This window comes from Enterobacter sp. C6 (assembly GCF_008122455.1).
Classification (GTDB): domain Bacteria; phylum Pseudomonadota; class Gammaproteobacteria; order Enterobacterales; family Enterobacteriaceae; genus Enterobacter; species Enterobacter pseudoroggenkampii.
In genome coordinates this window covers 1-6,158 of the sequence record NZ_QPFW01000106.1, presented here as the reverse complement: position 1 = coordinate 6,158, position 6,158 = coordinate 1, and the positions used below count along the sequence as shown (strand labels likewise).

General features: G+C 55.5%; 5 protein-coding genes. 1 reads left to right on the top strand and 4 read right to left on the bottom strand.

Going from position 1 to position 6,158, the window contains the following annotated elements; all coding sequences use genetic code 11:
- Positions 1–374 precede the first annotated feature (374 nt).
- The 3 genes from rpoD to rpsU form a co-directional block, all read right to left on the bottom strand.
- Positions 375–2,222 carry an RNA polymerase sigma factor RpoD gene (rpoD, locus tag DOU50_RS01470; protein ID WP_023309228.1) on the bottom strand — a complete coding sequence of 616 codons (1,848 nt, stop codon included), beginning with the start codon at positions 2,220–2,222 and terminating at the stop codon, positions 375–377.
- A gap of 154 nt (positions 2,223–2,376) precedes the next feature.
- Positions 2,377–4,122 (bottom strand): DNA primase, encoded by a 1,746-nt coding sequence (gene dnaG / locus DOU50_RS01465; protein ID WP_023294585.1) that lies wholly within the window; start codon positions 4,120–4,122, stop codon positions 2,377–2,379.
- A gap of 115 nt (positions 4,123–4,237) precedes the next feature.
- Entirely contained in the window at positions 4,238–4,453 is a 216-nt protein-coding gene (gene rpsU / locus DOU50_RS01460; protein ID WP_001144069.1) for a 30S ribosomal protein S21, read from the bottom strand.
- A 236-nt stretch (positions 4,454–4,689) separates the two neighbouring features.
- Here rpsU and tsaD point away from each other — a divergent pair, with 236 nt between their 5' ends.
- Positions 4,690–5,703 (top strand): tRNA (adenosine(37)-N6)-threonylcarbamoyltransferase complex transferase subunit TsaD, encoded by a 1,014-nt coding sequence (tsaD, locus tag DOU50_RS01455; RefSeq protein WP_148768601.1) that lies wholly within the window; start codon positions 4,690–4,692, stop codon positions 5,701–5,703.
- 85 nt (positions 5,704–5,788) lie between these two features.
- On the opposite strand, the gene DOU50_RS01450 is transcribed toward tsaD, so the two are convergent.
- A partial coding sequence (locus DOU50_RS01450) for a GTP-binding protein (RefSeq protein WP_148768600.1) occupies positions 5,789–6,158 on the bottom strand: 370 nt, incomplete at its 5' end.

Genomic DNA, 6,158 nt, shown 5'->3' with positions numbered 1-6,158 from the left:
GGGCGAGGCGCAGGGATGCGCCGAGAGGGCGTGGCCTGCAGGGATGCAGGCTCATGCCCGACCCGATAGCCTGAAGGAATAAGTTGAGGGTACCGCGAAGCGGCGATTTACCGCCGGGAGCCCGGGTCGCCAGGGTGGTGGCGACTGAGCCACCCTGGCACGTTCACTGGTCATGTCGTTACAGAGTAGCAAGGAACATAAAGTGAACGGAATGACCACCACAGCCGTAGGTTCCCCCTCACCCCATCCCTCTCCCTCAAGGGAGAGGGGGTCGTCCGTGCAGCAGTTATTTTGAGGGGATCCCACACCCTACAGGGAGAAGGAATAAACAAAAAAAAAGCTCCCGATTGGGAGCTTTTTGCTGTTTACCTGGATTAATCGTCCAGGAAGCTACGCAGCACTTCAGAGCGGCTTGGGTGACGCAGCTTACGCAGCGCCTTCGCTTCGATCTGACGGATACGTTCACGGGTAACGTCGAACTGTTTACCCACTTCTTCCAGCGTGTGGTCGGTGTTCATATCAATACCGAAACGCATACGCAGGACTTTCGCTTCACGGGCGGTCAGGCCGGCCAGCACGTCGTGCGTTGCGGCACGCAGGCTCTCGGTGGTGGCAGAGTCCAGCGGCAGCTCGAGGGTGGTATCCTCGATGAAATCACCCAGATGCGAATCTTCATCATCACCGATTGGTGTTTCCATGGAGATTGGCTCTTTGGCGATCTTCAGCACTTTACGGATCTTGTCTTCCGGCATCAGCATGCGCTCGGCCAGCTCTTCCGGCGTCGGCTCGCGGCCCATCTCCTGCAGCATCTGGCGGGAAATACGGTTGAGCTTGTTGATGGTCTCAATCATATGCACCGGAATACGGATGGTGCGCGCCTGATCCGCGATAGAGCGGGTGATCGCCTGACGGATCCACCAGGTTGCGTAGGTGGAGAACTTGTAACCACGACGGTATTCAAACTTATCTACCGCTTTCATCAGACCGATGTTGCCTTCCTGAATCAGATCCAGGAACTGCAGACCACGGTTGGTGTATTTCTTAGCGATAGAGATAACCAGACGCAAGTTCGCTTCAACCATCTCTTTCTTCGCACGGCGGGCTTTCGCTTCACCGATGGACATACGACGGTTGATATCTTTAACCTGCTCGATGGTCAGGCCGGTCTCTTCTTCAATCTGATGCAGTTTCTGCAGGCCGCGATGCACATCGTCCTTCACGTCGTGCAGTTTTTCAGACCATGGCTTGTTCATCGCGATAGCCGCGTTGAACCAGGTTTCGCTGGTTTCGTTGCCGGTGAAGAGGGTGATGAAGTTCTTCTTCGGCATTTTGCACTGCTCAACACACAGCTTCATGATGATGCGTTCCTGGGTACGTACGCGATCCATCATCACGCGCATGCTGTTTACCAGGTAGTCGAACTGTTTTGGCACCAGGCGGAACTGTTTGAATACTTCAGACAGTTTCAGGATCTCTTCCTGTGCAGCAGCATGGCTGCGGCCTTTCGCTTTGATGGTGTCACGCGTCACTTCGTACTGGGTACGCAGCTCGGCAAACTTCTCACGCGCCAGCTCCGGGTCGATGCTGTTGTCATCGTCCGCGGTGTCGTCGTCGCTCTCTTCCTCATCTTCGTCTTCGTCATCATCCATCTCTTCCTGAGACAGTTCAGAACCGACGTGAGTGGCGGTAGGCGCCATATCTTCTTCAGCGTTCGGGTCGACAAAACCGGTGATCAGGTCAGACAGGCGCGCTTCTTCCGCTTCAACGCGATCGTACTGCTCCAGCAGATAGGTAATCGCTTCCGGGTACTCGGCAACAGAGCACTGAACCTGGTTGATCCCGTCTTCGATGCGTTTTGCGATGTCAATTTCGCCTTCGCGGGTCAACAGTTCAACGGTACCCATTTCGCGCATGTACATGCGGACCGGGTCAGTGGTACGCCCGATTTCAGATTCCACGCTGGACAGTACTTGTGCAGCAGCTTCTTCCGCATCTTCGTCAGTGTTGTTGGAGGTTTCAGCCAGCAACAGATCATCGGCATCCGGTGCTTCTTCCATCACCTGAATGCCCATGTCATTGATCATTTGGATGATGTCTTCGATTTGATCTGAATCGACGATATCTTCCGGCAGATGGTCATTGACCTCGGCATAGGTCAGATAGCCTTGCTCCTTACCACGTTGGACAAGAAGTTTCAGCTGTGACTGCGGGTTTTGCTCCATAAGACGGTATCCACACTTAATTCGTTTGATTGGTGTCGGCGATGGGGCTGCCAACCTTTAAAGCGAGGGCGTACTTATATTTTTGCCGCTGCCTCTCAGTGCGGCTGCCGGGGGCTTCCCGATCGATATTCGGCACTTAAGCCGTTAAATTTCTTTATTTCTTCGCCAGTTCCTGGTTAATCATCCAGAGCTCCCGGCGTTCTTCGCTGCTTAAACCGTGTGTGCGCTCGCGAGCTATCAACTCTTCCTGGCGCAGCTCAAGCATCGAATCAAACATATGGTTGAGTGAGTCGGTGAACGTTTTTTCTGCAATATCCTTATCTGCTATATCGTCCCACATCGACAATTTTTCAAGGGTAGCGGCCTCTTTTGTGCCGCGATAATGTTCTAAAAGTTGTCCGGTGGTCAGACCTGGCTGTGATAAACACGTGTTGACCAGTTCTGAAAATAAGCCAAGCCCGGGCAATTTTTCGTGGTTCAAACCCGCCAGCGACGGCACCTGTGGCGCCAGTTCGGGGTTTTGCACCAGTAACCCTATCAGTATACGCATGGTTGTGCGTTTTAGCTGAGGCGCGGGGCGAACCGCGCCGTTTTCAGCCTGTTTAGGCATTAAACGTTCAAGCTGGCTGTCATCCAGAATGCCGAGCTTGTTGCCTAACTCCTGACGCAGATAGATGCGCAGCGTTTCGCCGGGCACCTGACTGATTAACGGCAGCGCCAGCGTGCTGAGCTGCGCGCGCCCGTCAGGGGTACTCAAATCGACCTGCGGCATCAGGCTGTTAAACAAAAACGTGGAGAGCGGCTGAGCCTGCTCCATCCGCGCTTCAAACGCCGCTTTGCCCTCTTTACGCACTAGCGTATCCGGGTCTTCACCGTCGGGCAGAAACATAAAGCGTAGCTGACGCCCGTCGGTCATATAGGGTAGCGCGGTTTCCAGCGCGCGCCAGGCGGCATCGCGTCCTGCGCGGTCACCGTCGTAACAGCAAATCACGTTGTTGGTCACGCGGAACAGCAGTTGAATGTGATCCGCTGTCGTGGACGTTCCTAACGACGCAACCGCGTAGTTGATGTCGTACTGCGCCAGTGCCACGACGTCCATATAGCCTTCGACGACCAGAAGACGCGGAGGTTCCGCGTTATCCTGCTGCGCCTCATAAAGACCGTAAAGCTGGCGGCCTTTATGGAAAATATCGGTTTCCGGGGAGTTGAGGTACTTCGGCAGGGCATCACCCAGCACGCGACCACCAAAACCAATTACCCGGCCTCGCTTGTCGCGGATTGGGAACATCACCCGTTCGCGGAAGCGGTCGTAGCTTCGTCCCTGGTCGTTGGTGACCAGCATGCCTGCATCGATGAGAGACTTACGATCTTCGCTATTGCCGCCAAAACGCTTTAACACGTTGTCCCAGCCGGGCGGGGCGTAACCAATAGCGAAGCGCGCAATGACATCGTCGCTCAGTCCGCGCTTGTTCAGATACTGACGCGCAGGCTCAGCCGCAGAGTGCTTAAGAGACTGTTGGTAAAACGAATTCAGGCCATCCATCAGTTGATACAGCGTTTGCCGTTGATGGCGCTCGATCTGACTTGGCCCACTGCCTGCTTCATACGGCACTTCAAGGTTATGCATCGCCGCCAGCTCTTCGACGGTTTCAACGAACTCAAGCTTGTCGTAGTTCATCAAAAAATCAACGGCATTACCGTGTGCGCCACAGCCGAAGCAATGGTAGAACTGCTTTTCACCGTTTACGGTGAAGGAGGGGGTTTTTTCGTTATGGAACGGACAGCACGCATGGTAGTTCTTGCCCTGCTTTTTCAGCTTTACCCGCGCGTCGATGAGATCGACGATGTCGGTTCTGGCAAGCAGGTCATTGATGAAAACGCGTGGGATTCTTCCGGCCATATGCCCCAAAATTTTAAGCGACTTATAAACGAAAACAAGCCGCGCATTCCTTCCGGAAGCACGGCCTTACGACTATTACTCTGTCTGTCAATTGAGGGCTGAGGCCCTCAACCAATTAGTACAGACGAGTACGGCGTGCGTTTTCGCGAGCCAGTTTCTTCGCGTGACGTTTCACAGCGGAAGCTTTAGCGCGCTTACGTTCGGTCGTTGGTTTTTCATAAAACTCACGACGACGAACTTCAGCCAGAACACCTGCTTTCTCGCATGAACGTTTGAAGCGACGCAGTGCTACGTCGAACGGCTCGTTTTCACGTACTTTAATTACCGGCATGTAACTCTCACCTTTAATAAATTCGGTTTGCCGCTGGCATCAACGCCAGCTTATTTCAAAATGGTGCGGAATTTTACTGCAAATGCTGCTGCTTTGTAAAGCACCGATGCGATTTTGAAAGGGACTTTAATAAGGGTGAGGAGTATACACGAGCCTTCTTCCTGGGGCGAACAAAGTTTTACATCAACCCGCCCAGGCTCTACACTGCGCGGTATTGAAACGAGGTAAAACAAGTCATGCGTGTACTGGGTATTGAAACATCCTGCGATGAAACCGGCATCGCCATTTACGACGACGAAAAAGGGCTTCTGGCCAACCAACTGTATAGTCAGGTGAAATTGCACGCTGACTACGGCGGCGTCGTGCCTGAACTGGCCTCTCGTGACCACGTGCGTAAAACGGTTCCCCTGATTCAGGCGGCGCTGAAAGAAGCAGGATTAACGGCAAAAGAGATTGATGCAGTGGCGTATACCGCAGGCCCGGGCCTGGTCGGCGCGCTGCTGGTTGGCGCAACGGTTGGCCGTTCGCTGGCCTTCGCGTGGGATGTGCCGGCGATCCCGGTTCACCATATGGAAGGGCACCTTCTGGCGCCGATGCTGGAAGAGAATCCGCCTGAATTCCCGTTTGTGGCGCTGCTGGTCTCCGGCGGCCATACGCAGTTGATTAGCGTCACGGGCATTGGCAAGTACGAGCTGCTGGGCGAGTCGATCGACGATGCCGCCGGTGAAGCGTTCGACAAAACCGCCAAGCTGCTGGGACTCGATTACCCAGGCGGCCCGATGCTGTCCAAAATGGCGGCGCAGGGAACGGAAGGGCGCTTTGTCTTCCCGCGTCCGATGACCGACCGTCCGGGGCTGGACTTCAGCTTCTCCGGGCTGAAAACCTTCGCGGCCAACACGATCCGCAATAACGACGACAGCGATCAGACCCGCGCCGATATCGCCCGCGCGTTTGAAGACGCGGTGGTGGATACGCTGATGATCAAGTGCAAGCGCGCGCTGGATCAGACCGGCTTCAAGCGTCTGGTGATGGCGGGCGGCGTCAGCGCCAACCGCACGCTGCGCGCGAAGCTCGCCGAGATGATGCAAAAGCGTCGCGGAGAAGTGTTCTACGCGCGTCCGGAATTCTGCACCGATAACGGGGCGATGATCGCCTACGCGGGTATGGTGCGCCTGAACGCTGGCGCAACGTCTGACCTGAGCGTGTCCGTGCGTCCGCGCTGGCCGCTGGCGGAACTGCCTGAGGCGTGAGTTTTTTTGCCGGGCGGCACTTCGTTTGCCCGGCTTACGGTTTTGTAGGCCCGGTAAGCGCAGCGCCACCGGGCAACAAACCGCACTACACCCGCAGCATCCCTTTCTCTTCCAGAAACGCAATAATCGTCCCCAGGCCGTCACCCGCCTTCAGGTTGGTAAACGTCCACGGACGATCGCCGCGCATGCGGTTGGTATCGCGCTCCATCACCTCCAGCGAGGCGCCGACGTACGGCGCGAGATCGGTTTTGTTGATCACCAGAAAATCGGATTTGGTGATCCCCGGCCCGCCCTTGCGCGGGATTTTTTCCCCTTCGGCCACGTCGATCACGTAAATAGTCAAATCCGCCAGCTCCGGGCTGAACGTCGCGCTCAGGTTATCCCCGCCGCTTTCAACGAAGATCAGATCCAGGTTGCCGAACTTCTCGCTGAGCGCTTCCACCGCCGCCAGGTTC